The sequence below is a fragment of the Paucibacter sp. KBW04 genome (assembly GCF_003852425.1).
GTDB lineage: Bacteria > Pseudomonadota > Gammaproteobacteria > Burkholderiales > Burkholderiaceae_C > Paucibacter_A.
Map to the genome: position 1 here is coordinate 36866 of NZ_QAJN01000008.1, position 22576 is coordinate 59441.

Consider the following 22576-nt stretch of genomic DNA (forward strand, 5'->3'; position numbering starts at 1 on the left):
CTTAGCCAAGGCTGGCTCCGGCCGGCAGGGCTTGGTAAGGCGTTTCCTGCACCGTGGGTTTGCGCTCAGCGCGCGCCTTGAGCACGGCCTTGACGCTGTAGACCAGCACGCTCAGCACCACAAACATGAAGAGCACGCACAGGGCGGCGTCCAGGCGGTCGTTGAAGATGATGCGCTGCATGGCTTCCGCGCTCTTGGCCGGGGCGATCAGCTGGCCCTCGGCCAGGGCCTTGGCGTATTTGTCGGCATGGGCCAGGAAGCCCACCTTGGGATCGCTGGAGAAGATCTTCAGATAACCCGCGCTCAGCGTGCAAGCCAGCAACCAGGTGGCAGGCACGATGGTGGTCCAGCTGTAGCGGTCTTTCTTCATCTTGAACAGCACCACGGTGCCCAGCATCAGGGCCACGGCGGCCAGCATCTGGTTGGAGATGCCGAACAGCGGCCACAAGGTGTTGATGCCGCCCAGCGGATCGACCACGCCTTGGTAGAGGAAGTAGCCCCAAGCCGCCACGCACAGGCCGGTGGCGATCAAATTGGCGGGCAGGGATTCGGTCTTCTTCAGCGCGGGCACAAAAGTACCCAGCAGGTCTTGCAGCATGAAGCGGCCGGCGCGGGTGCCGGCGTCCACGGCGGTCAGGATGAAGAGGGCTTCAAACAAAATCGCGAAGTGGTACCAGAAGGCCATCATGGCCTTGCCGCCCACCACCTGGTGCAGGATGTGGGCCATGCCCACGGCCAGGGTGGGCGCACCACCGGCGCGGGCCAGGATGGTGTTCTCGCCCACGTCCTTGGCGGTCTGGGTCAGCATCTCGGGGGTGATGACAAAGCCCCAGGTCGAGAGCGTGTGCGCCACGGCCTCGGGCGTGCTGCCCACCAGGGCGGCGGGGCTGTTCATCGCGAAGTAGATGCCGGGGTCGATGCAGGAGGCGGCCACCAGGGCCATCACCGCGACGAAAGACTCGGCCAGCATGCCGCCGTAGCCGATGAAGCGGGCATCGCTTTCGTTGTTCAGCATCTTGGGCGTGGTGCCCGAGGAGATCAGGGCATGGAAGCCCGACACCGCGCCGCAGGCGATGGTGATGAACAAGAAGGGGAAGAGATTGCCCGACCAGACCGGGCCGTTGCCGCCCGCGAACTGGGTGAAGGCCGGCATTTCCAGCTGCGGGCCGACGATGACGATGCCGATGGCCAGGGCGACGATGGTGCCGATCTTCAAGAAGGTCGACAGATAGTCGCGCGGCGCCAGCAGCAGCCAGACGGGGATGGAGGCGGCGACGAAACCGTAGCCGATCAGCATCCAGGTCAGGGCCTTGCCGTCGAAGTCAAACAGCGGCGCCCAGGTGGCGCTCTCATGCACCCACTGGCCGCCCACGATGGCCAGCATCAAGAGCACAAAGCCGATGATGGAGACCTCGCCGATGCGGCCCGGCCGAATGTAGCGGGTGTAAATGCCCATGAAGAGCGCGACCGGAATCGTCGCCGCCACGGTGAAAGTGCCCCAGGGCGAATGAGCCAGGGCCTTGACCACGATCAGGGCCAGCACGGCCAAGATGATGATCATGATCATGAAGGCGCCGAACAAGGCGATCACGCCGGGCACCAGACCCAGCTCCTGCTTAATCAAGTCGCCCAGGGAGCGGCCGTCGCGCCGGGTGCTGATGAAGAGCACGATGAAGTCTTGCACCGCACCGGCAAACACCACGCCGGCCAGAATCCACAGCAGGCCGGGCAGATAGCCCATCTGCGCCGCCAGCACCGGGCCGACCAAGGGGCCTGCGCCCGCGATGGCCGCGAAATGGTGGCCGTAGAGCACGCCCTTGTGGGTGGGCACATAGTCCAGCCCGTCGTTATGCCGCCAGGCCGGCGTCATGCGCTTGGGGTCCAGCTCCAAGACCTGGGTGGCGAGGAAGAGGCTGTAGTAGCGGTAGGCGATGAGGTAGACGCAGACGGCGGCCACCACCACCCACAGGGCGCTGACGGCCTCGCCACGGCCCAGGGCCACGGTGGCAAGGGCAAAGGCACCCAGAATGGCAACAGCCACCCAGACCAGGTGGCGACGGAGTTTGACGAGCATGAGAGATGTCTCCTGAAGGTGCCAGCGGTGACGCAACAAGGGTCACGATGGCATAAGGCTTAGGCCTCCAGTGTCGGCAAGCGCTCGCTCGGGCGCATCCGTCAGGCCGCGTGCTGGGGGCACGCGGCAGTACTTAGGTAAAAACCCGAGAACCCCGTTTAGACGCCGAACTTATGGCTGTACTGCAGCCAGAACTGGCGGCCGTAAGGCGTGTAGTAGCTGGAGGGGTAGAAGGGCCAGCTGTCGGCCTCGTCCTTGCGGATGGTGTTGGCCACATTGTTGACGATCAGACCCAGCTTGCTGGCCTTGTTCAGCTGCACGCTGCTGCTGAGGTTGAACATGAACTTGGGTTCAATCCAGCTGTCGCCCGCGCCGCTGATGCGGCCGTTGCGAACACCGGTCAGCGTGTATTGCCAGTCGTTCAAACGCCAGCTGGCCGTGGTCTCCAGCTTCTCGGGCCAACCGCTATAGCTGTGGGTGCCGACCTTGTTGACCGCCTCGTCGGCCGGGAACTTGCGCTCCACAAAAGTCAGCACGCGGTTGTACTTCAGGCCCAGCTGGAAGTCGCCCCATTCGGCCGTCTTGAAACGGTAATTGGCCTTCAGGTCAATGCCGCTGGTGCTCTTGCTGGAGGCATTGATGGGGCTGACTCGCACCAAGCTGACAGCCTCGGGCTTGACCTCGGCCGTCACGGGGTTGCGGGTGATGCGGGCCAAGGCGTCGACGCAGGTGGACGAAGCTGCATCGAGCTTACCCAGGCGGCAGTCGGCCTCATCACGCAGCAGGCGGTCGCCGTCTTGCTTGGTGACCTCATCGCTGATGGCCACACGCCAGTAGTCCAGCGAGAGGTCCAGCGACTTGACCGGTTCCCACACCAGGCCCAGACCCGATGAGCTGCCACGTTCCGGTTGCAACTCCTTGCCGCTGGTCTGCAGATAGTTGAAGCCCGGGGCGACCCCGGCAAACTCGCATTTGTTCAGGGGCTGACCGGCACGCGCGCAGCGGTAGTGGTCGGTGGAGGAGGAGTAATAACCCTTCACCTCGTCGGCAAACAGGTAAACCATGTCCGGCGCCCGGAAGCTGGTGGCATGGCTGGCGCGCAGCAGGATCTGCTCCGTGGGCCGGAACTCAAGACCCAGGTTGTAGGTGCTGGCGCCTTGGCTGCGATCGGCGAAGCGGTAGTGGTCATAACGCAGGGCGGCCGTGGCCGTCAGCAGCTTGTGCAAGGGTGCCACCAGCTCGGCGCCCACGGCGGCGCGGTCGCGTGAGCCTTCCACGGTCTTGACCTCTTGCAAGCCATAGAACTCGCCTTGAGCCAGGCGCGGATCGGACTCATTGATAAAGCCCTGGCGACCGGCCTCCAGCGTCAGCGCGCCGCGCAAGGGGCCTCCGCTGAGCTGGGCCAAAGAGCCGTTCACGCTGGCGTTGAAATTGCTCGTCCAGGCGCGGTTATCGGCCCGGGTCTCGCCCATCAGCTGGTCGAACTGCTGGGCGTTGAGGGGCTTGAACAAGCGCGCCTCGTCGGGCGCATAAATGGCAACGCCCTTGGCATCGACGCCTTTTTGCGGGCCCAGGAAGAACTCGTTCACGCCGGACACAAAGCGCGGCTCAAAATTCTGATTGCGGTAGTGGGCATGGTTGACCGAGAGCTCGTAGCTCCAGTCCTTGAATTCCAGATCGCCACGCGCACCCAGGGCCAGGCTGTAGGAGTCGTCAAGCCAAGCGCGGTTGCTGCGCTCGATACCGCCGTACTCTTCGGGTGCGATGCGGCGGGTCCAGATCTCATTCTTCTTGGAGTTCTGGTTGTAGAAATAGCCCTTGCCTGCGCTTTCCGAAGTCCAGCTGGCACTGCGGGTATTGCTTTCGGTGCGGGTCTGGCCCAGCAAGAACTCGCCAAACAACTCATGGGCTTCGCTGAGCTTGAATTGCCCGGCCGAGGCGAAGTTGCTGCTGCGATTGCCCGACTGAATCGTCCAATGCGCTGGCGCAGCCTTGCCGCTGCCGCAGTAGACGCCCAGCTTGTTATCGACCCGGCTCACGCTGCCGTCAAAAAAGCCGACGGCATCCGCGCATTGCTGATCGGCCGGCAGGCGCCAGAGCGAGCCGTTCTTGGAGTCCTTGATGCCTATCACCGCCGTGGGGTTGGCGCCCTGAGCCGTGCTGTCGGCCATGAACTCGCGCTGGCGGCTCCAGATGGGCTGGCGCCCGCTCAACTCCAGGCCCCAGACGGCGCTCAGGCGGCCGCTGTCAAAGCCACCGCTCAGCTGCGCACGGGCGTTCTCGCCGCCGCCCAGCTGGGTGGCGCCTAGCTTCAGGTCCAGGGTGGTGTGATCGACCTGCTTCTTCAAGATGATGTTGATCACACCGGCCACCGCGTCGGAGCCGTAAATCGCCGAGGCGCCACCGCTGAGCACCTCGATGCGCTCCACCAGGGCCGAGGGGATGTTGGCGGTGTTGACGAAGTTGGCCGTGCCGCCTTAGGCGCGGGGGTAGTCCGCCACCCGGCGGCCGTTCAGCAGGGTCAGGGTCTTGTTAGGCCCTAAGCCGCGCAGGCTCAGGGCGTTGGCGGCGGGGGTGAAGGTGTTGCCGAAGTCTTCACCCTGGGTGAAGCCGGTGTTTTCGGTCAGGGCGGCGAGCGCATCGCCGACATTGCGATAGCCCAAACGATCCAGATCGGCGGCGCGGATGACGGTGACGCCGGTGGCGCCTTCGGCCTGGGTGCGCTGCACCCGCGTGCCAGTGACAACGACCTTTTCCAGTGATTTCTCTGGCTTGGGCTCGGCTTGAGCCTGGGTCTGGCCGGCAGAGAAAAGCAGGCACGCGGCCACGGCCAGGGGGGCCTGGCGGCCGATTTTTTGATACTGCATGGGAATCCCTCAAGAAACGACACGTGGCCCTACGCCGGGAAGCGTTTCCCGAGCGGGCCATCTATGCCGCAGATGCTAGGGGTTATCCCTTTGATTGAGAAAGAATCGTTTGTGATTTGCTTATTCAAATCTGCCCGGGCGTGGCCAGCGGCGCCCGCTGCTTCTTGCGCCAGCAGCGCCAAGCCGCGTAGACCGAGGCGCTGACGAGGATAGAGTCCAGCGCGGCCACCGGCGTCAAGGCCAGCTGCCATCGCGGCGCCAGGCCCGCCCAGGCGCTGCCGATCAGCCAGGCCAACAAGGCCTCCACCCGCCAAGGTCTGGCTTCGTCAGCGCCACCGAGCAGGACATGGACCAGGTAGATGCCTGCAATCGGCGGGATCATGATGCTCAGCCACAGCAGATAGGGCAGCAGCATTTCGCTGATGCCGGCCAGGCCCATGGCCGTGCCCAAGACCCCCGCCAGCAGCGCCATGCGCCAGGCGGGCTGGCGCGGGGCCAGGGTGCCGGCCACCAAAGTTGCCGCGTACAGATTGAAGGTATTGGTGGACCAGGCCGTCAGCACCACGGTCAGCATGGCGGGCAGGCCCAGACCCAAGGCCAGCATGATCTGAATCATGTCTCGTTCGCCGCTGACCAGGCTGGGCGCGCCCGACAGGATCAAAACCAGAGGAAAGCCCAGGCCATAGGCCAGTCCCGCCCCCAGCGCCGCGCGGCGGGGCGAGAGGGCAAAGCGGCACACATCCGGCGCCAACACGGCCCCGACGACCAAACCTCCCACCACCATGGAGATCCCTGCTCCCAAGGCTGAGGGCAGGGCCGGCGCATAGGTCCACAAGGCGCCGGTGCCGCCCTTCATGGCGGCAGCAAAGGTCCAGGCCAGTAAGCCGACCTTGAGCGGCGTGGTGAGGGTAGACAAAACATTGATCGCCCGAAAGCCCAGCATGGCCGTCAGCGTTGTGAGCACACAGCCGGCCAGCGACAGGAGCCAGGCCGGTTGGGCCGCCAAGCCAGAGCCCATGGACGCCAGCGCATGCCCCAACATCGTCGCCATCACGCCAAACCAACCCAGCACGCTGACGCCCAAGACCGCATTCGCCACCCGCGCACCTTGCTGGCCAAAGGCCTCCTCGATCAATTGATAGGTGGTGCAGCGGCGCGCTGCACCGGCGGCGCCGGTCATGGCCGCCAGCAGGCCCAGGATGGCGCCGCCCAGCAGGCAGACTTGCAAGCCGGCGCGCGCGCCAAAAGCATGGCTGATCTCCGCACCCATGACGAAGGCGGGCAGGGCGATCATCACCGCCAGCAAAATCAAGACGATGCGCCAGGCCCCGAGGGTGGCCAGCTTTTGCTCTGAGGCTTGCACGGCTTCAGCCCAGCTGCGCTTGCAAATCGGCAAAGCCAGCCATGGGCTTTTTGGCCGGTTTCGGCCAGCCACGCTTGCTGTGGCTCAGCCCGCTCTGGCACAGGGCCGTGGCCATATGGACGGTGACGGGGATGGGATCGATCACCGGCACTCCATTCAGGCCCACCCGGTTCAACTCGGCCGAGACCACATTGGCGCAGCCCAGAAAGCCGGTGCAGCCCAGCACGATGGCATCGGCCCCATCCTCCAGCACCGCCTTGCAGGCCTGTTCGCCCATGGCTTTTTGCAAGGCCTGTGGGTCGCCATGCAGGGCCAGCACGGGAATGTCGATCACGCGGATCGAACTCAGCTTGTCCGCCACGCCATAACGCTGCGCCAGCTCGGTGAGCATGGGGACGACCGCCGGCAACACGGTCACGATGGAAAAGCGCAGGCCCAGCATGGCCGCCGCATGCATGCTGCATTCGCCGGGGCCGAAGACGGGGATGTCCAGCAACTCGCGCGCCGCCTGCAAGCCGGGGTCAGCAAAGCAGTCCACGATCACTGCGTCAAAACCCTCGGCCTGGGCTTGCAGGGCCGCAGCCACCACGCCAGGCGCCGCCAACATTTCCTCGAACGCCGACTCGATGGAGGACGGCCCCTCCTTGAGCAGGGTCTGCGCAATCCGCAGGCCCGGGTGCTCCAGCGCCCGCAGATCGGCCAGATCGCGCAGGCCCTCGGTGATGATGGGGGTGATGACCTTGATGCGTTTCGTCGTCATGCTCATGAACACTCCTTGGGCTTTGCTCTGTCTCTATCGTTTGAGGCGCGGCTTCACAGCGCGCTCGGCACCAGGGTGCGCCAGCCATGCCTGTCCTCGACCTTGCCCTTGACGTAGTCGAGGTACTGCTGCTGCAGGGCTTTTGTGATCGGCCCGGTGCGGCCGCTGCCGATCTGGCAGCGGTCTACCGAGGCCACCGGGGTCAGCTCGGCGGCCGTGCCGGTGAAGAAGATTTCGTCGGCGCCGTAAAGCATCTCGCGCGGGATCTGGCGCGGCTCGATGTCGATGCCGATCTCGCGGGCCAGCTGCATCACCGAGTCCGCCGTGATGCCCGGCAGCAGGGTTCCGTCCAGCGCAGGCGTGAAGCAGCGGCCGCGCCAGACCACAAAGATATTCATGCCCGTGCCCTCGCTCACCAAGCCGCTGGGGCTGAGGCCTATGGCTTCTTGATAACCATTGCGCAGCGCCTCCCACTTCATCAGCTGGCTGTTCAGATACTGGCCGCCGGCCTTGGCCATCAGCGGGTAGGTGTTGGGATGGGCGCGCTGCCAGCTGCTGATGCAGGCGTCGACGCCCTTCTCCAGCGCGCCTTCGCCCAGATAAGTGCCCCAAGGCCAGGCGGCGATATAGGTTTCGATCGGGCTTTCCTCGGCCGATAGCCCGGCCCCGCCATAACCCAGCAAGACCATGGGCCGCAGATAGCAGCTGCCGAGCTTGTTTTTGGCCACCAGGGAGAGACAGGCGGCGGCGAGTGTGGCGATATCGTGCGGGGACTCCAGGCCAAAGACGCGGCAGGAATCCTGCAGCCGACGCAGATGCTCATGCAGGCGGAAGATGGCAGGCCCCTCCGGCGTGTCATAGCAGCGTATGCCCTCGAACATCGAGGTCCCGAACTGCACGGCCGTGCTCAGCAGATGCAGCTGGGCCTGATGCCAGGGGATCAGCTGGCCGTCTTTCCAGATCCATTCGCTTTCGGTGATTGCAGCCATGGCAGCCCTTGGTGTCTTAAAAAATGGAGCGGGTCCAACCTCCGTCGACGGCGATGGTCTGACCGGTGATGTAGCTGGCCCGGGCAGAGGCGAGAAAGGCCGCCAGCGCCGCAAACTCGGCCGCCTCGCCCAGGCGGCCCATGGGAATCTGCGCCTCCCAGCCGGCCTTGGCGGCCGCCGGGCTGAGCTGGCGCCGCGCGCCCACCGCCGTGGCCAGCTCGTCCAGGCGCTCGGTTTGGGTGTAGCCGGGTGCCAGGTTGTTGACGGTGATGCCCTCGGCCGCCACCTCATTGGCCAGGGTGCGGGCAAAGCCGGTCACCGCCGCCCGCACCGCGTTGGACAGCACCAGGTTTTCCACCGGCTGTTTGACCGTGATGCTGGTGATGGTGAGGATGCGGCCCCAGCGCTTTTGCCGCATGCCCGGCAGCACGGCGCGGCAAAGCTCCAGCGCGCTGTGCAGATTCATGGCCAGCGCCGCCTGCCATTGCGCGGGCGTGGTCTGCTCGAAGCTCAGGCTGGGCGGGCCGCCGCCATTGGTGACGAGAATGTCCACCGCGCCTAGCGCCGCCTCGCAGCGGGCTACCGCAGCGGCGGCCGCCCCCGGTTCAGACAGATCGGCCGCCACCGCCAGCGCCCGGCCACCACGAGCCACGATGCCTGCGACGACTTCGGCCAGCAGTGCCTCACGCCTGGCCACCAGTGCCACCCACGCGCCTTCGGCTGCCAGCTCCTCGGCCACCGCGCGGCCCAGGCCCGAACTAGCACCCGTGACCAAGGCCACCTTGTTGTTCAGCCCCAGATCCATGGCCGGCTCAGCCGCGCAGATGGTCGTCGACGCCGGACTGGATATAGCTGTCCGTCTTGTCCAGCCAGTCCTGCCGAGGCGGGTTGAAGATGTCGATCTCCAGCGTGTCCTCCAAGGCCTCGGCGCGATGCGGCACATTGGAAGGAATGGTCACCACATCGCCGGGTCGGGCGATGAACACGGTCTCGCCTTGCTCGCCGATCCAGAACTTCAGCGCACCCTTGAGCATGTACGTGATCTGCTCGTTCAGATGCGAGTGGCGCGGCACCAGCGCGCCCTGTTTCAGATGGATCTGGCTGATCATCATGCGTTCGCAGCTGACGATCTGACGGTCCAGCATGGGGCCGACGGCCTCCAGCGGCACCTCGTCCCAGTGGTGCAGGCGTGCGGTGGTCTCGCTCATTTTTTGATTCCTCGGTGGGTGGATTGCAAGCTGCGACTCAGCGGCGCTCCATGGCCAGTTGCTCCACGGTTTGATAGGCCTCTTCGTAGCCAAAGGCGCCGGGGCCGACGAGCTGGAGGGCCGCTGCCGTGCGCCACTCGGGCACACAGGGCAGGCCCAAGACGGCCACCCGCAGGCCATAACGCACTTGTTCCGCGGTGATGGGCTCACCCGTTTCCAGGTCCACGGTGCAGATCAGGTCGGGCGTGCTGGCCAGCACCTTGCCGCCAGCGCGGGCCATCAAGAACTCGTTTTGATACAGCAGGGTGGCGCTCTGGCCCTCGTACTCGTCCAGGCCGCTGATGCTGGCCTCGCCCTTGCTCCAGCGGCCGTCGATCTTGCGCTGCAGGTCGCTGACCTTGCCCTTGAACAAGCAATGCCCCTGGGTCACGCGCACCAGCTCGCGCACCGGGTCCAGATGACGGGCCCTGGCCTCGAACAAGGCCTGACCGGCCCGCTGCGTCATGCTGATGGAACCCCGCAACAAACTGGCCTTGGCCTGCGCACCGCTCATGGCATACATGGCCGAATAGCAGCTGCCGCCCATGTCCATGGTGATGGAGCGCACAAAGCGCTCCAGATGGGCGTTGTCTATCGCCTTCAGCACAAAGGTATTGCCCTTCTCATCGGCCAGGGTCAGGGGCATGGGCGATATGCCTTGCAAGGCGCATAAAGTCATATTGAGCTGCGGGAAGGCCCGGCCCATGGAGTCGGCATCCAGCAGGGGCAGGCCTAGCTCGGTGGCCACGCTGAAGGGGATCACGCTGTTCAAGCCGCCCACCTCGATGGAGAACAAGGCCTTGACCTTGCGGCCCAGCTTGGCCTCCAGCTCGCGCAGGGCCGTGATCAGAGGCCCCGTCTCGGCCAAGCGCTCCAGCATCACGGCGGGCGCGCCAATCATGGCAACGGAAGCAATCAAATCCTCGTCGTCCAAATCATCCAGGTCGATCATGCGGGTTGGGCCGTACTGGCGTATCGCCCGCTGCGCCAAGAGCTTGCCGATATGCGGGTCGCCGCCGCCACCGGTGCCGTACAGGGCCGCCCCGATCGCGATGGCGTCGAGGTCTTTCACATCGATGAGCTGGGCCGTCATGCTGTCACTTCCTTTTGCTCGTTCAGATCGCCCACCACGCGGACGCGAATGCGGGTGGCGTTGCCGCCGATATAGGCCAGCGCCACGTCTTCAACATCGATCATGCTCAGGCTGCTGGGCTTGGCACCGGCCTGCACCGCGCGGGCCTCGGCCTCGGCGCGCACCTGCTGGATGGCTTGCTCGCGGGGCACATCGTCCAGCCGTATCACCCGGTCGCTTTCACCGCTGACCTGGGCCATGGCCGCGCCCACCGCATTGGCGCAGCCGAAATGCGCAGGCACGGTGATGGCCATGCCCTTAAGCTGCGGGCCCAGCAAAATGCTGCCGCCGCCCACCACGATGACGGGCAGGGCCTCGGCCGAGGTGCGCATGCGCTCGACGGCGTTGAACACCATGTCCTGCAAGCGGCCATAGCACTGCGCCACCGCCGCCTCGGGCAGCTGGGCCACGCGCTTTGCATCGCCCAGCTTGGCGACGCCGGCAGCGACGGCGATGTCGGTGGCGGTGAGCGTGTCGCCGCCAAACACCAGGGCCTCGGTGTGGATGGCATAGCCCACGCTTTGCGGGCCTAGGGACTTGAAATCCGCCGCCACCCGCGAGCCCCCGCCCAAGCCCATGCTGTAGACATCGGGCATGCGGAAATTGGTTCTCACCCCGCCGACCTCGACGGCCACGCCGGCCTGGCGCGGGAAGCCGCTCTGCAGCACGCCGACATCCGAGGTGGTGCCGCCTATGTCCACCACGATGGCGTCCTTCAGGCCCGACAAAAAGGCCGCGCCGCGCATGGAGTTGGTGGGCCCTGAGGCCACGGTCAAGATGGGATAGCGGGCCGCCATCTCGGCCGCCATCAGGGTGCCGTCGTTTTGCGTCAGGTAGAAAGGCGCACGGATATCGCTGTCGGCCAAGGCCTGCTTGAAAGCGGCCACCACCTCCAGGCCCAAGGGCCCCAGGCAGGCGTTCAACAAGGCGGCGTTCTCACGCTCCAACAAACCCAAGCGGCCGATCTGCGAGGACAGGGTGATGCGGGCATCCGGGATCAGCTCGCGCACCCAGCCGGCCGCCGCCCTCTCCTGCTCGCTATTGAGGATGGAGAAGGCGCAGGAGATGGCCACATCCTTCAGGCCCAGTTCCGCAAACTCCTGGGCATAGCGGCGAATTTCGGCGGGGTCCAAAATGCCCAGCGGGCGGCCGTCGTACTCATAGCCGCCTTGTGCAAGGCGCCACTGCGGCTTGACCACGGCGCTGATGTCCTCCGGCCAGTCGCAGCAGGGCGGCAGGCCGCTGGTGGCCGGCAGGCCCAGGCGGATGATGCCCACCTGGGCCAGCTTGCGGCGCTCCACCAAGGCATTGGTGAACTGGGTCGTTCCAATCATCACGGCGCCTATGCTGGCCTTGTCCACCCCGGCGCCCTGGATCACCTCGCGCAAGGCCTTGACGACCCCGCTCATCACATCGGCCGTGGTGGCCGTTTTCAAACCAAACAAAACCTCGCGGCCCTGCATGACGACGGCATCGGTATTCGTGCCGCCCACATCTATTCCCACTCGAATCATGACTTCCCCTGTGTTCAATCAAAGCGGTACTTGAGTTCCAGGCCATAGGTCCGCCCGCTGGCCAGGGAGCCCAGGTCATAGGGCAGGCCGCTATAGGCCGCGCTGTTGTAGTCGGCGTAGTAACGCTTGTCGGCCAGGTTCTTGCCCTCCAGCGTGAGTGACCAGCGATCGCGGGCGTCGCGCAGGCTCAGGCGCAGGCCCAGCAGATCCAGGGCCGGCGAGACGGCCGCGTTGTCGGGGTGCCAGTACTTTTGGTCGCGGTGCTCATAGTCCAAGCGCATCGAGCCCATCAGGCCCGCGCCCAGGGCCTGGCTGTACTGCAGGCCCAGATTGAGCTTGAAGGGCACGTTCTTGGGCGTGTGCTTGCCCTCGTTCGCGGCGTTGATGCTGTCCTTGGCAATGATGCTGTGGGTCATGCCAAGGCCACCGTCCAGCTCCAGGCCTTTGAAGGGCAGGTAGCGGAAGTCCATGTCCAGGCCGCGAATATTGACCTTGTCGAGGTTGGCAATGACTTGCGAGCCGGACTTGATGTCCACATAGAAATACTGGAAGTCCTTGGACTGCGAGGCAAAGGCCGCCACATTGAACAAGAGGCGCCCGTCCAGGCCCACCATCTTGCTGCCCAGCTCCGCATTGCTGAGCGACTCGGGCCTGAAGCTGGCCAGGCCCGGTGCATTGAAGCCGCCCGAGCGGAAGCCGGTGCTCAGCGTGCCGTAGACCAGATCGTCACGGCCGAGTTTGCGCGTCAAGGTGAGCTTGGGCTGCCATTTGGAATAGCTCGCCTCCCGCATGCCCCCACCAATCAAGTCCTGTTGCTCGCGCTGGTCGCGGTCATAGCGCAGGGCGGTCGACAGGGTCAGTGCCGGGTTGAAGTCGTAGTCCAGCTGGCCGAACAGGGCCGAGGCCTTGTTATGGCTGCGCTCAGAGAGATTGACGATCACCTTGCTGGTGTCGTCAAACTGATCGTTGCTGCCATCGGTGTCGACAAACACCCGGGTCTCCAGGTCTTTGCGCGTGTCCAGGTAGTAGAGGCCGGCGATCCAGCGCAGCGGCTGATCGGCCGGCGAGGTCAGGCGCAGCTCCTGGCTGGTCAGCTGTACGCTGCGGTTCTGGCCCTGGCCGGCCTGGAAGCCCAGGCCCAGAAAGCCTTTGGGCAGATCCACCGGATTGGAGAAATCGATATCGCCCCGGTAGTTCTCCACCAGCTTGGTGCGGCTGGTGATGGAGCTGAGCGTGCCCAGGGCCAGATCGGCCTCCACCTTGGCGCTGAAGTCGCGCGTGCTGCCCCAGGTCTTGCCCAGCATGTTTTCCTTTGGCGCGACGATGTCGGCCGGATTCTTGCTCTGCACAATGCTGTCCCAGGTGGCGGGGCCGCGCAGATCGGTGGCGCTGGCGCGCAGATCGATTTGCACGCTTTCGCTGGGCCGCAGCAGCAGGCGGGCGCGCAGGGAGTCGTCTTTGTCGATGGCGTCCAAGGGCTGGTTCAAGAAGGTGTTTTGAATCAGGCCGTCGCCGCGCTTGCTTTGGCCCACCAAGCGGTACAGCGCCACCCCCTCTTTCAGCGCGCCGCTGATGCCGCCGGTCAGCTCGCGCGTCTTGCCATTGCCCAGGCCCAGACCGACAAAACCCTCGAACTTATCGCTGGGCGCCTTGGTCTCGATATTGATGGCGCCGCCTATGGCATTGCGGCCGTACAGCGCCCCTTGCGGGCCTTTCAAGACCTCGATGCGCTCGATGTCGAACAAGCTCATCTTGAGCTGCTTCTGATCGTTTTGCGGCACGCCATCGATCACCACCGCCACCGGCGAATCGGCGTTATTGATCTGGGTGACACCGCGCAAGACCACAAAGGAATTGCCGTAGGTGAAGGAGTTGTCGAAGGACATATTGGGCGTCAGATTGATGAAGTCCTGGGTGCTCTTGATGCCCATGGACTCGATCTGCTTGCTTGAGAAAGCCTTCACCGCCACCGGCACATCCTGCAAGCGCTCCAGGCGGCGCTGGGCGCTGACGACCACCGTCTCCAGCTTGGCGGCCCCCTCCTCCGTGGCAGGCTTGGCGGGCTCGGGGCTGCTGGCCTGGGCCCAGGCCATGGACGAGGCGCAGGCAGCGCTGAGTGCCAGCAGGGCGACGGTGAGGGGGCGGGCTTGGCTCGGGAAGGATGACTGCATGAATGACTCCGTGAAGCGGTAGACCAGGGGCTTGAGGCTTGGGCCCAAGTCTGTGCGCAAGGCCCTTCGCTCACAACGCAGGCCACGGGGGGGAAGGGCCTGAAAAACGGGGGATGGGGCTAACCCTGGGGCCGTGAACCCGCGGCGGCGCCATGCAAAAATGCGCCGCAAACTCGCCTCAAGCCATGCCCGCAGAACGAAGCCTACGTTTCGAGCCCATCGTCCATATCGACGAGGCCTTGTGGCGGCAGCGGGTGATGGCGCAGATCAGCGCGGCCGCCCCCGCCTCGGCGCGGCTGACCCTGCTGAGCGCACCGGCCGGCTTTGGCAAGACCACGGTGTTGGCCCAGATGGCCAGCCAAGCCCGCCAAGCCGGCCAGCAAGTGGCCTGGCTCAACTGCGATGAGCGCGACAAAGACCCCGCCATGTTTGCCAGCAGCCTGGGCGCGGCGCTGGCGCGCCAAGACCTGGGCAGCGGGCCGCATGAAAGCTTGCCCAGCCTCGGCCTGAGCGAGCGCATCGACGGCCTCCAACAGCCCCTGCTGCTGTGCATCGACGCCTACGAGCGCGCCTCCAGCCCGGAGGTGGACGGCATGATGGAGCAATTGGCCTGGGCGGCCCCGGCCAAGCTAGGCATCGTGCTGGCCAGCCGCGAGCCGCCCCATCACCACCTCACCCGCCTGCAACTGGCGGGCAAGCTGCGCATCGTGGACGCGGAGCTGTTGCGTTTCAATCGCGAGGAGGCCATGGCCTTGCTGGGCAACGCCATGCCCGCGCCCGCCGCCGCTCAGATGGCGGCCTATGCCGATGGCTGGGCTTTTGCACTGCAGCTGCTGCGCCTGCGCGCCAGCGCCGGAGGGCAGGCGCTGCCGACGCTGAGTCGGGAGACCTCGCAAATCAAGATCCCGCGCCGCCAAATCTTTGACTACCTGGCCAACGAGGTGCTGGCCACCCTGCCCCTCGCCTTGCTGGAGTTCCTCAGCGATGTGGCCGTGCTGGAGCAGGTGAATGTGGCGGCCGCCAACGGCTTGCGCGAGCGCCAGGACAGCCTGGGCTTTATCCGCGAGCTGACCCGCATCCGGCCCGTGGCCGTGGTGGACGAGCAGAGCTGGTCGGCCCGCCTTCACCCCTTGCTGCGCGAGTATCTGATCGACGCCCTGGAGCTGGCCCAGCCCGGCCGTGTTGCCCAGCTGCATCTGCGTGCGGCCCAGCATCTGGCACAGCAAGGCCAGCTGCACGAGGCGGTGGGCCACGCCGTGGCCGGCGGGCGTTTGGATCTGGGCGCTGACATCATCGAGCAGGCCGGTGCCTTCAGACTGTTCGCCGACGAAGGCGAGGTCAGGCTGCGCCTGATGCTGCAGCAGCTGCCCGAGGCCACCTTGCGCCGCCGCCCGCGCCTGCACCTCTTGCAACTGATGCACCAGGCCCTGGAGGGCGGGCCGGCCAGCACCTTGCATGAGTTCGAGCGCCTGGAGCAGCAGATCCGCGCCGCCGATACCCCGGCCGAGGACCCGGCGCGCTTCGATCTGGAGATCGTGCGTTGCACCATGTTGATCAACGCCTCCTCGCACCAGCTGTTTTTCTCGCCCTGGTCGGTGTTGGACCAAGGCATACGCCTGGCGCGCGCCCATGCCGCCGAAGATGAACGTTTGCTGGCCTGCACCGTCTCCATCGAGATCTGGTTTCTGCACCGCTATGGCCCCATCGCCCGCTGCGAACGCCGCATCCGCGAGATGGAGGCCTTGTCCGAGCATGGCGCCTACACCCATAACAGCCCTTGGATCCCCATGTACCACGCCCGCACCGCCCTGGCCCAGGGTGAGCTGGCCCGGGCCGAGAGCTATATCCGCCAGACCCTGCACCAGGACGACAACTTCCTTAACTTCCGCCAAGACTCGCTCAGCCAGCTGGTGCAGGCCCTGCTGGGTCAGCTGGCCTATCTGCGCGGCGAGCTGGAGCTGGCGCGCGAGCATCTGGCCGCCGTGCCCAGCGCCCAGGTGCGCCTGCTGGAGATCTTGCACGGCAGCCATGTGGAGCTGGCCTTGTGCGAGTTCGCGCTGGGCCACGCGGAGCAGGCCATGGCCCAGCTGCAGGTGGCGCGGCAGCTGGCCTTTGAGGAGAACCTGCCCCAGCTGGAGGTCTTAGCCGGTGCGGCCGAGCTGGAATTGCTGGCGCGCAGCGGCGACGCCCAGGCTTACCGGGCCCTGGCCACGCGCATCAAGCTCGATGAGTTGTGGGCGCGTGCCCAGGAGCCCTTTGCCCTGCCCTGGGTCTTGGTGTTGGCCTTGGCGCGCGCGCGGTACTTTCTTCATATGGCCGAGGCCGAGGCGCAAGCCGCGGCCCAGGTGGCCGATCAACTGGAGAGCCTGGCCCAGGCCAGCGGTCAGCGCTTGGGTGAGCTGTGTGCTCTTTTGATGCGGGCCCGCGCCCTCTCGGGCCTGGAGCCCGGCCGCCAGCAAGAAGCCCAGCGCAGCCTGGCTCAAGCCTTGAGCCTGGGCGCGCAAAGCGCCGTGGTGCAAAGCTTCATCGACTTCGGTGCCGAGTTAATCACCCTGCTGCGCAGCTGGCTGGCCGGCCAGGACGCAAGCGGCCGAGCGACGCCCGAGCTGCTCTGGGCCCAGCAGCTGGTGCAGATTTGGGAGCAGCGCTTTCGCGAGCGCGCCCAGGGTGCGGTGGCCAGCCTGCTGACCCCACGCGAGATCGATGTGTTGTGCGAACTGGCCAAGGACCACGCCACCAAGCTGATCGCCAAAAACCTCTTGCTCTCGCCCGAGACGGTGAAGCACCACCTCAAGGCCATCTTCGGCAAGCTAGGCGTGCGCAGCCGCGAAGAGGCCATACTGGCGGCCCGTAAACGAGCGATCCTGCCTTGACCGAAACTCATCGCCTTAGCCGCCCGCTCTGGCAGCGCCTTCTTTGGGTGCTGGCCGGCTGCACAAGCCTGGGCTTGGGGCTGATCGGCATCGTCCTGCCCTTGCTGCCCACCACGCCTTTTGTGCTGCTGGCAGCGTTTTGCTTCGCACGCGGCAGTGCCCGCTTTGAGCATTGGCTGCTGAATCACCCACGCCTGGGGCCGCCCATCCTGGCCTGGCGGCGCGAGCACGCCCTGCCGCTGCGCGCCAAGCAGCTGGCCTGGAGCATGATGGCCGTGGGCAGCGCCTGGTCGGCCTGGGTCTTGCCGGGGGCTTGGGCCGCCCTGCCGCCCACGATCTGTGCGGCGGTCGCGTTCTGGATGTGGCGGCTGCCGACCAAGGGTTGAACTAGAACGTCCGCGCGTGCTCGACGGCGTACTTGATCAGCTCCGCCTGCCCCTCCAGGCCCAGCTTGCGTTTGATGCTCTGACGGTGCGTCTCGACGGTACGCACGCTCAGGTCCAGGGCCTTGGCGATTTGCTTGCTCGATTCACCCCGCGCCAAGGCGGAGAGGATCTCGCTCTCGCGTGGTGAAAGCATGGGCCGCGGCTGCTGGTTGCGGAACAAGCGCTTGGACAGGGCCTCGCTGAGAAAGGTGCCGCCGGCCGCCACGGCATCGATGGCCGCCACGATCTCGCTGGCCGGGGCGTCTTTCAGCACATAGCCGCGCGCGCCGGCCTGCAGGGCACGCTGCACATACTCGGGGTTGTCGTACATGCTGAACATCAGCACGCGCAGGCCCGGCTCCCGCGCCAGCATGGCCTGGGTCAGCTCGATGCCGTTTTGAATCTCGCCCCTGGCCTTGAGGCCCACATCCATCAAGACCACCGTGGGCGCGCAGCTGCTCAGGCAGGCCAGGGCCTCCTGGGGCTCGCCCGCCTCAGCCACCACCTCCAGATGAGCCACGCTGCTCAGGCGTGAACGCAGGCCTTCGCGCACCATGGGGTGGTCGTCCACCAGCAGGATGCGAATCTGAGCGGCGCTCATGCGGCCGCCAGTTTCTGCAGCACGGCCAAGGGCACGAAAGCCTGGATTTGCGTGCCGTGGCCGGGCGCGGAGCTGATGAGCAGGCGGCCGCCGATGGCATCCAGGCGCTCGCGCATATTGCGCAGGCCTATGCCTAGCGATGGGTTTTGATGCACGGCCAGGGTGTCAAAGCCGCAGCCGTTGTCGGTCACGCTCATGCGCAGCTCGCCTTTTTCCTCGTCAATACACAGGGCCAGATCGACCTGGGCGGCCCGGGAATGCTTGGCCATATTGGTCAGGCTCTCCTGGGCCACACGGAACAAGACGGTCTTGACCACCTCGGGCAGTTCGCGCAAGAGCGCCTCCGGCCCTTCGATGCGCACACCCACCTGGGCGCCGCCGGCCTGGTCGAACTCATGGCCCAGATGCTGCAAGGCGGCCGGCAGACCCAAATTGTCCAGCAGGGCCGGGCGCAGGCGATGCGAGATGCGCCTGACCTCGCCCAGGCTGGCGTTGAGCCGACCCAGGGCCTTGGCCAAGGTGCCGGCCGTGGCTTCGGCTGCGCTATGGCTGGCCGATTCGGCCGCCGCCTCTACCAGCAGCTTGGTCGAGACCAGGGTCTGGCTGACCCCGTCGTGCAACTCGCGAGCCAGATGAGCGCGCTCGTCCTCCTGCGACTGCACGACCTGGCGGGCCAGCAGGCGAAGCTTGGTCTCGGCCACCCGCTGCTCGCTGAAATTCAGCAAGAGGCCGGTGGCGCTGATCAGGCCCACGCCGAACACGGCGATGCCCGCGATCCACAACATGGTGGTGGCGATATTGGCGCTGGCCTCGCGGTCCAGCTGGGCCATGGTGGCCTGGATGCCATCGAGGTAAAGACCGGTGCCCACCATCCAATGCCAGCGCTCCAGCGCGATCACATAGCCCAGCTTGGGCGCCGCTTGGCCGCTGGAGGGCTTGCGCCATGCGTAGTCCACAAAGCCGCCACCCTGGCGGGCCTGGGCAATCAGTTGCTGGATGGTCGGGCGGCCCTGGGCATCACGCTGTTCCCAGAGATTGCGGCCCACCAGCTCGGGCTGGCGGGAATGCATCAAGACCGTGCCGTCCAGGTCGTAGACGAAGAAATAACCGTCAGGTCCATAGTCCAGCGAGGCCAGCAGCTTGAGCGCCTGGGCGCGATCGGCCGCGTCCGAGCCCTTGCGCTCGTACAGCGGCTGCACGGTGCTGACGGCCAGGGCCACATAGTTTTGCAGCTCGGCCCGGCGCGCATCCATATAGGCCCGCTGCACCAGGGCATGCTCGCGCTCGACCAGATGGCGCTCCTGCTGGCGCACCGCCACGGCCAGCAGGGCCAGGGAAGCGACCAGGGGCAGGACGGCCAAGAGAATGATCTTGCTGCGCAAACGCATGGAAGAGGGCAGGGGCATGGCGCAATTGTCCATGCTGGCGCGCCATGCGCTGGTGCCGGGGCGCTGGAAGTGGGCGCGTGCTCACCGGGCCGTCTGATGTTTTTTGTCTGCAAAGCACCAGGCGATCTGGCCTTGGCCTGAGCTAGAGCAAAACATTTACAAAGCAAGCTCCCTACATTTGCCCGGTCAGGAACAGAATCAAGGCGACGCTGAATAAGTCTCCGTGATGCGGCGCGCCCCGGTTCGGGATGACCAACAAGGCGCAAACCACAGCCATAGCCGCTGCTATGGCGAGGATTTGCAAGGAGGTTGGGCGCCCGAAGCAGGGATGCGCAGCGCACGTGAGACTTGTTCAGCGTTGCCTAACACCTGTTTGTTCTACCCATTGCTGTGCCGAGCCCGCCGGCCCTCATCACAGCAATCCCTTTCCCCCCATCGGCCAGGCAAGCAACAGGAGTTCTTCAGATGAGCAGCAACAAGTCCTCACGTCGTGTTTTCTTGATGAGCGTGGCCGCCACCGGCGCCACCTTGGCCACCCTCAGCAGCGGCGCGCGCGCCCAAGCCAAGCTCGACGACAAGGACCCGCAAGCCGTGGCCCTGGGCTATGTGAGCGACACGGCCAAGGCCGACACCAAGAAGTACCCCAAGCACGCCAACACCCAGACCTGCAGCAACTGCGCCCTGTTCCAAGGCAAGGCCACGGACGCTGCGGGCGGCTGCCCCCTGTTCGCCGGCAAGCAAGTCGCTGGCAAGGGCTGGTGCAGTGCCTGGGCCAAGAAGGCCTAAGCAACACGCCTCAGAACGGCCGGCAGCTGCGCGATGAATCCCTTCAAGCGACTGCCCGGCTACGGCCCCAAGACGGCGGCCGGCCTGGAGCGCCAGATCTGGCGCCGCCTGCCGGCCGTTTTCTTTTGGGGCACTTTGCTACCCCTGCTCTTCGTCGGCCTGCGCCGCTGGCTGGCCGAGCCAGGCGTGGGCGATGCGCACAGCCTCTTGAAGGGCGAGTACATCGCCTACGGCCTGGTCGCCATGCACTGGACCTTGCTGCTCACCATCGCCATGGGCTGCCTGATCGTGATGGTCATGAAAGGCCCCGGCTTTGTGGCCGACGCCTATCCGCCGGCCGACCGGGACACGCCTTTTCTAGACCTGCCCCCGCTGCCCGACGATGAGGTCATCGATCCGGCAGCGCAGGACCAGCTCAAAGCTTGAGGCCGGCCAACTCGGCGCTCTTGCGCGGGTTGATCAGATTGACGCGGCCCGGCTTGCCGTCCGCGCCCAGCTGACGCTCGGCGCCTTGCAGGATCAAGGCCTTGAGCTCCACCGGCTTGAGCGAGGGCTTGAGCGCGATCAGCTTGGCCGCCAGATTGGCCACCTGTGGGCTGGCCATGCTGGTGCCGCTGAGCTTGAGGTGCTCGCCGCCGGGCACGGGGCTGTCCACTTCGAAGCCGTTGGCATGCACGACCACGGTCTTGCCGAAGGTGGAGAAACTGGTCTCGCTGCCCGAGGGGTCCACCGCGCCGGCGGTGATCAGATTGGGCAGCTCAAAACCGGCGGGTATGTATTCCTCGAAGTCGGCGCTATTGTCTTCATTGCCCGAGCCGGCCACGAAAAAGATCTCTGGCGCAGCTGCGATGGCGGAGCGCAAGGCGTCACGCTCGATCTTGAACAGGCGCTGGGCTTCGAGCTTGCGCTGCTCCGGGCTGCCACCCAGATTGTGATAAGCCAAAGCGCCCTCATAAGCGCTGGGGCCGTAACGCCAGCTCATATTGACCACCCGCACGCCGGCCTTTTTGAAGCCCTCCACCATCTGCGCGTAGACCTGGGCCGTGGCCTTGGAGCGCGCCTCGCTGGGCTTGTCGGGCTCGGTCTTGGCGGGCCACAACATGGTCGCGGCATAGACCTGGGCAAAGGGGTTGCCCGCGACCGCAATGCCGGCCACATGGGTGCCGTGCACATAAAGGCTGGTCAAAGCCATGTCCTCGCTGAAGGCCTTGACCTCCTCGGCCTTCATGCTGGACAGCTTGGCGCGGAACTTCTGCGACTCCGGCGTGTCCAGCGCGGCGCGCTGGTCCATCGCGCCCTTGATCATGCCGCGCAGCTGGGGCCAGCGCGGCTGGGCCTCGCCCAGTGAGCGCAACAATTCCTGAGAGGGCTTGCCCTCGGGATCAAAAGCCAGGCCGGGCGGCGTGGCGGCTTTGAACAAGCTCAGGTCCACGCCCGAGTCCCACACCCCCACCACCACGGTCTGGGCCTTGGCATCCGCGGGGATGGCGAAGGTACGCGGCGTCCAGATATCGGCGCGTGCCTGGGTCTTGTTGTTAGCGTCTATCACCGTCTGCAGGCCGGCCACGAGGGCGGCCTTGTTAGGCGTCAGCAATTCCTTTTGCACCCGGGCACCGATGATCATCTGCAGCATGCCGCTGGGCAGCACCATCTGGCCATTCTTGGCCATGGGGTCCAGCTGATTCTTCACCGCGCCCAGGATCAAATCGGGGTTGTAGGTTTCCAGGCCGCCCTTGGCGCTTTTCACATGGTCTTGCACATCGGCCCAGGGCAGGGCGGCGTAACGGCGTGTCACCTCGGCCTGCAGCCAGGCCGTGTCCCGTTTTTCCAGCTGCTGCTGGGCCAGCAGATCGGTGGTGATGCCGCTGCTCAGCTTGCCGCCCACCTTGTCTTGCAGGGCGCGGGCCTTGGCCGTCCAGCCCGGCACGGCGGCCCAGTCGCCACGCAGCTGGGCCAGGGTGGCCAGGGCGCTGTAGAACTCGCGCAAGGTGGGGGTGTCTTGGATGTCATAGGCCGCCAGATCGGCCAATAACTCGGCCTCCAGCTTGGCGCCCAGGGGTTTGAGTTCGGCCAGGGGCGCGGCCAGCATCTCGCTGGGCAGCTTGCTCAGGGTATGGGTATGGCGCGGCAGTTGATCCGCACGGGTGACGAGCTCCCGCTTGCCCGCTGTGGCCGGGGCTGGATTCGCCTCCTTGGCGGACTGGGCGCTTGCCGGCAGGCTGGTCAAAGAAGACAGGGCCGCGGCGAGGGCCGCACTGATCAAGGGCTTGGTGTTCAAGACAGTCTCCGAAAACTTGGTGGCCGGACGATAGCCAAAGCCGCCCCAGCCGGCCCAGGCCAAGCGACCAAGCGTCGCTCCGGCCGTATGAATGGCAGGCTGCCCGGT

17 protein-coding genes and 1 pseudogene are annotated in these 22576 nt (G+C 65.7%); 4 read left to right on the forward strand and 14 right to left on the reverse strand.

The window, feature by feature from the left end; all coding sequences use genetic code 11:
• Position 1 precedes the first annotated feature (1 nt).
• The 11 genes and pseudogenes from DBR47_RS09935 to DBR47_RS09985 all read right to left on the reverse strand — a co-directional run bounded on the left by DBR47_RS09935 (position 2) and on the right by DBR47_RS09985 (position 14117).
• Positions 2-2074 (reverse strand): carbon starvation CstA family protein, encoded by a 2073-nt coding sequence (locus DBR47_RS09935; protein ID WP_124449508.1) that lies wholly within the window; start codon positions 2072-2074, stop codon positions 2-4.
• A 158-nt stretch (positions 2075-2232) separates the two neighbouring features.
• Positions 2233-4245: a TonB-dependent receptor domain-containing protein gene (locus tag DBR47_RS09940; RefSeq protein WP_231512258.1), complete on the reverse strand. Its 2013-nt coding sequence runs from the start codon at positions 4243-4245 to the stop codon at positions 2233-2235.
• A 201-nt stretch (positions 4246-4446) separates the two neighbouring features.
• Positions 4447-4941, reverse strand: a pseudogene (locus DBR47_RS09945) (TonB-dependent receptor plug domain-containing protein); the annotation flags it as partial.
• 124 nt (positions 4942-5065) lie between these two features.
• Positions 5066-6304 carry a cytosine permease gene (locus tag DBR47_RS09950; RefSeq protein ID WP_124449514.1) on the reverse strand — a complete coding sequence of 413 codons (1239 nt, stop codon included), beginning with the start codon at positions 6302-6304 and terminating at the stop codon, positions 5066-5068.
• 4 nt (positions 6305-6308) lie between these two features.
• A complete protein-coding gene (locus DBR47_RS09955) occupies positions 6309-7064 on the reverse strand; it encodes an aspartate/glutamate racemase family protein (protein ID WP_124450052.1) in 756 nt (251 codons plus the stop codon).
• A gap of 53 nt (positions 7065-7117) precedes the next feature.
• Positions 7118-8053, reverse strand: coding sequence for a branched-chain amino acid transaminase (locus tag DBR47_RS09960; RefSeq protein WP_124449516.1), 936 nt, complete (start codon positions 8051-8053; stop codon positions 7118-7120).
• 16 nt (positions 8054-8069) lie between these two features.
• Positions 8070-8858, reverse strand: coding sequence for an SDR family oxidoreductase (locus DBR47_RS09965; RefSeq protein ID WP_124449518.1), 789 nt, complete (start codon positions 8856-8858; stop codon positions 8070-8072).
• A gap of 7 nt (positions 8859-8865) precedes the next feature.
• Positions 8866-9261: a cupin domain-containing protein gene (locus DBR47_RS09970; RefSeq protein ID WP_124449519.1), complete on the reverse strand. Its 396-nt coding sequence runs from the start codon at positions 9259-9261 to the stop codon at positions 8866-8868.
• 37 nt (positions 9262-9298) lie between these two features.
• Positions 9299-10393, reverse strand: a complete 1095-nt coding sequence (locus tag DBR47_RS09975) for a DUF917 domain-containing protein (protein WP_124449521.1) — start codon at positions 10391-10393, stop codon at positions 9299-9301.
• On the reverse strand, positions 10390-11946 hold the full coding sequence (locus DBR47_RS09980; RefSeq protein ID WP_197046977.1) for a hydantoinase/oxoprolinase N-terminal domain-containing protein: 1557 nt from the start codon (positions 11944-11946) through the stop codon (positions 10390-10392). Before DBR47_RS09980 ends, DBR47_RS09975 begins: the two co-directional genes overlap by 4 nt.
• 14 nt (positions 11947-11960) lie before the next feature.
• Positions 11961-14117, reverse strand: a complete 2157-nt coding sequence (locus tag DBR47_RS09985) for a TonB-dependent receptor (RefSeq protein WP_124449523.1) — start codon at positions 14115-14117, stop codon at positions 11961-11963.
• A gap of 185 nt (positions 14118-14302) precedes the next feature.
• On the opposite strand from DBR47_RS09985, the gene DBR47_RS09990 reads away from it, so the two are divergent.
• Both DBR47_RS09990 and DBR47_RS09995 read left to right on the forward strand, forming a co-directional pair.
• Positions 14303-16990 carry a LuxR C-terminal-related transcriptional regulator gene (locus DBR47_RS09990; protein ID WP_124449524.1) on the forward strand — a complete coding sequence of 896 codons (2688 nt, stop codon included), beginning with the start codon at positions 14303-14305 and terminating at the stop codon, positions 16988-16990.
• Positions 16987-17376, forward strand: a complete 390-nt coding sequence (locus tag DBR47_RS09995) for a YbaN family protein (protein WP_124449525.1) — start codon at positions 16987-16989, stop codon at positions 17374-17376. The genes DBR47_RS09990 and DBR47_RS09995 overlap by 4 nt, the downstream gene beginning before the upstream one ends.
• Before the next feature lies 1 nt (position 17377).
• Here DBR47_RS09995 and DBR47_RS10000 read toward each other — a convergent pair whose 3' ends face one another.
• Together DBR47_RS10000 and DBR47_RS10005 are read right to left on the reverse strand one after the other, a co-directional pair.
• Positions 17378-18016: a response regulator transcription factor gene (locus tag DBR47_RS10000; RefSeq protein WP_124449527.1), complete on the reverse strand. Its 639-nt coding sequence runs from the start codon at positions 18014-18016 to the stop codon at positions 17378-17380.
• On the reverse strand, positions 18013-19422 hold the full coding sequence (locus tag DBR47_RS10005; RefSeq protein ID WP_231512229.1) for a cache domain-containing protein: 1410 nt from the start codon (positions 19420-19422) through the stop codon (positions 18013-18015). The genes DBR47_RS10000 and DBR47_RS10005 overlap by 4 nt, the downstream gene beginning before the upstream one ends.
• 447 nt (positions 19423-19869) lie before the next feature.
• On the opposite strand from DBR47_RS10005, the gene DBR47_RS10010 reads away from it, so the two are divergent.
• Together DBR47_RS10010 and DBR47_RS10015 are read left to right on the forward strand one after the other, a co-directional pair.
• Entirely contained in the window at positions 19870-20190 is a 321-nt protein-coding gene (locus DBR47_RS10010; RefSeq protein ID WP_231512230.1) for a high-potential iron-sulfur protein, read from the forward strand.
• Between the two features lie 33 nt (positions 20191-20223).
• Positions 20224-20616, forward strand: a complete 393-nt coding sequence (locus tag DBR47_RS10015) for a hypothetical protein (protein ID WP_197046978.1) — start codon at positions 20224-20226, stop codon at positions 20614-20616.
• Here the strand turns inward: DBR47_RS10015 and DBR47_RS10020 are convergent.
• Entirely contained in the window at positions 20606-22468 is a 1863-nt protein-coding gene (locus tag DBR47_RS10020; RefSeq protein WP_124449529.1) for a S8 family serine peptidase, read from the reverse strand. The two genes, DBR47_RS10015 and DBR47_RS10020, sit on opposite strands and share 11 nt — an antisense overlap.
• Positions 22469-22576: the final 108 nt, after the last annotated feature.

What these genes read in the sequence shown, in the direction of transcription:
- DBR47_RS09935 (WP_124449508.1), bottom strand. Translation starts at nt 2,074, where the DNA reads ATGCTCGTCAAACTCCGTCGCCACCTGGTCTGGGTGGCTGTTGCCATT.
- DBR47_RS09940 (WP_231512258.1), bottom strand. Translation starts at nt 4,245, where the DNA reads ATGGCCGACAGCACGGCTCAGGGCGCCAACCCCACGGCGGTGATAGGC.
- DBR47_RS09955 (WP_124450052.1), bottom strand. Translation starts at nt 7,064, where the DNA reads ATGACGACGAAACGCATCAAGGTCATCACCCCCATCATCACCGAGGGC.
- DBR47_RS09960 (WP_124449516.1), bottom strand. Translation starts at nt 8,053, where the DNA reads ATGGCTGCAATCACCGAAAGCGAATGGATCTGGAAAGACGGCCAGCTG.
- DBR47_RS09965 (WP_124449518.1), bottom strand. Translation starts at nt 8,858, where the DNA reads ATGGATCTGGGGCTGAACAACAAGGTGGCCTTGGTCACGGGTGCTAGT.
- DBR47_RS09970 (WP_124449519.1), bottom strand. Translation starts at nt 9,261, where the DNA reads ATGAGCGAGACCACCGCACGCCTGCACCACTGGGACGAGGTGCCGCTG.
- DBR47_RS09975 (WP_124449521.1), bottom strand. Translation starts at nt 10,393, where the DNA reads ATGACGGCCCAGCTCATCGATGTGAAAGACCTCGACGCCATCGCGATC.
- DBR47_RS09980 (WP_197046977.1), bottom strand. Translation starts at nt 11,946, where the DNA reads ATGATTCGAGTGGGAATAGATGTGGGCGGCACGAATACCGATGCCGTC.
- DBR47_RS09985 (WP_124449523.1), bottom strand. Translation starts at nt 14,117, where the DNA reads ATGCAGTCATCCTTCCCGAGCCAAGCCCGCCCCCTCACCGTCGCCCTG.
- DBR47_RS09990 (WP_124449524.1), top strand. Translation starts at nt 14,303, where the DNA reads ATGCCCGCAGAACGAAGCCTACGTTTCGAGCCCATCGTCCATATCGAC.
- DBR47_RS10000 (WP_124449527.1), bottom strand. Translation starts at nt 18,016, where the DNA reads ATGAGCGCCGCTCAGATTCGCATCCTGCTGGTGGACGACCACCCCATG.
- DBR47_RS10005 (WP_231512229.1), bottom strand. Translation starts at nt 19,422, where the DNA reads ATGCCCCTGCCCTCTTCCATGCGTTTGCGCAGCAAGATCATTCTCTTG.
- DBR47_RS10010 (WP_231512230.1), top strand. Translation starts at nt 19,870, where the DNA reads ATGAGCAGCAACAAGTCCTCACGTCGTGTTTTCTTGATGAGCGTGGCC.
- DBR47_RS10015 (WP_197046978.1), top strand. Translation starts at nt 20,224, where the DNA reads ATGAATCCCTTCAAGCGACTGCCCGGCTACGGCCCCAAGACGGCGGCC.